This is a genomic window from Paenibacillus sp. J14, from assembly GCF_000518465.1.
Lineage (GTDB): Bacteria > Bacillota > Bacilli > Paenibacillales > Paenibacillaceae > Fontibacillus > Fontibacillus barengoltzii.
In genome coordinates this window covers 1-1,390 of the sequence record NZ_JADQ01000112.1, presented here as the reverse complement: position 1 = coordinate 1,390, position 1,390 = coordinate 1, and the positions used below count along the sequence as shown (strand labels likewise).

The window sequence follows — 1,390 nt, the reverse complement described above, 5'->3', positions numbered from 1 at the left end:
TATCGTATTTTTTCGTCATGGTAGCACCTCGAATTTGGATAGATTCATTTTACCCGATTCTCGGTTCTCCATGTCTACTTTTTAGTCTAGCAGCAAATAGCCTACGATTCTTCTCACCTTCTCGGTGTCTTTTTTCCAATCCAATTGATTCATGCGGATACTCCCGCGATCTGGGGCATAGTAAGTTGACAATATTCTCAGGAGTGTCGTTTTCCCCGCCCCGTTCGGACCAAGGAGTCCAACAATCCCCTTATCCAATGTGAAGGAGGTCTCGTGCAGAGCTTCTTTTTTGCCGAATTTTTTAGCAATGGATTCAACTTGTAACATTATCGCTCACCTTTTTTCTGTGGATAGAACACTCTCAAAATATCTTCATTCGGATAAATATTCGGATAAATATAAGCCTCATCTGGGTTGGCCTGCATTCCGTAAAACGTAGTTACGTAATAAACGTTAGGCGGAAGCTGTGCGGACGCAGCATATTTCTTATTGTTATCTTTAAAAATATCCTCTACCCCTTGCTGAATTCTCTGAATTCGATCCAAGGTTTTGTAGCGGGGAAAGACTAAATGACCCTCATGCTCAAACTCACCCATGAGAAGGGTAGGGCCGAAGGCAACGCCTGTCCATAAATTTTCAGAGGGATGGGCTAGATTCGATAGGATTCGGTTGGGTTTTGCGGAATCCCAATAGATTTCGTATTTCTCTTTAACTCCCTGCGAGTAAGGATCCATGGCCTCCAGCGGATTCATAGGATACCAGGCAGAGGTCGCGATAAGCTGTAATGTTGTTGGTCCAATGGCTTGATAAGTACGGGTCTCCACTTCCAGATGCAGTGTCCCGATCCGTTCAGGCAATTCAAGTTGGACCACATTCCCTAAGCGTGTTGGAACTATAGGTCGCTCGTTAAGGCTTGCGGAAAGAACCTGAAAATCCTCTAATAAAGCCAAAGAAATCTGATCACTCTGCGATTCGATATCCATATCCACGGTATAGCGGAAGTAATGATTGCTCTCCCCGTGGTTCAGATGAAAGGTGTATTGATTCACTTTATAGCCGGTGTTTAATTGGATCTCATCGTTGTATTGGAAAACGGCTTGTCCAAGCGTATCACTCCCTGTGATATATGGAACGTAGGGGGATAACGTTGGGATAAGCAGCGAAATCACCATGGTCGCTATGGCTAGGTTTCTTTTTGTTCGATCCCTTCGGTACATGACCAAGGTATAAGCTGAGATCAACAACAGAAACATGAATGCCCTTTGGAAGTAATATCCTTTGTTGATTTCAAGACTCTCTAGCTAAGATGAACGTAAACAAAAGACAGCCCTCCAAATTGCTACATCTCGTAGGTTAAAATGGATAGTGTAGTATAAACCAAACCATTTCA

The 1,390-nt window shown here is 43.4% G+C and carries 2 protein-coding genes; both read right to left on the bottom strand.

Going from position 1 to position 1,390, the window contains the following annotated elements:
* Positions 1 to 81: 81 nt before the first annotated feature.
* The gene (locus tag M891_RS0122155) at positions 82 to 327 is read right to left on the bottom strand and encodes an ATP-binding cassette domain-containing protein (protein ID WP_028540302.1); all 246 of its coding nucleotides are present in this window, start codon (positions 325 to 327) and stop codon (positions 82 to 84) included.
* Positions 327 to 1,253 carry a hypothetical protein gene (locus M891_RS0122150; protein ID WP_157268862.1) on the bottom strand — a complete coding sequence of 309 codons (927 nt, stop codon included), beginning with the start codon at positions 1,251 to 1,253 and terminating at the stop codon, positions 327 to 329. The genes M891_RS0122155 and M891_RS0122150 overlap by 1 nt, the downstream gene beginning before the upstream one ends.
* Positions 1,254 to 1,390: the final 137 nt, after the last annotated feature.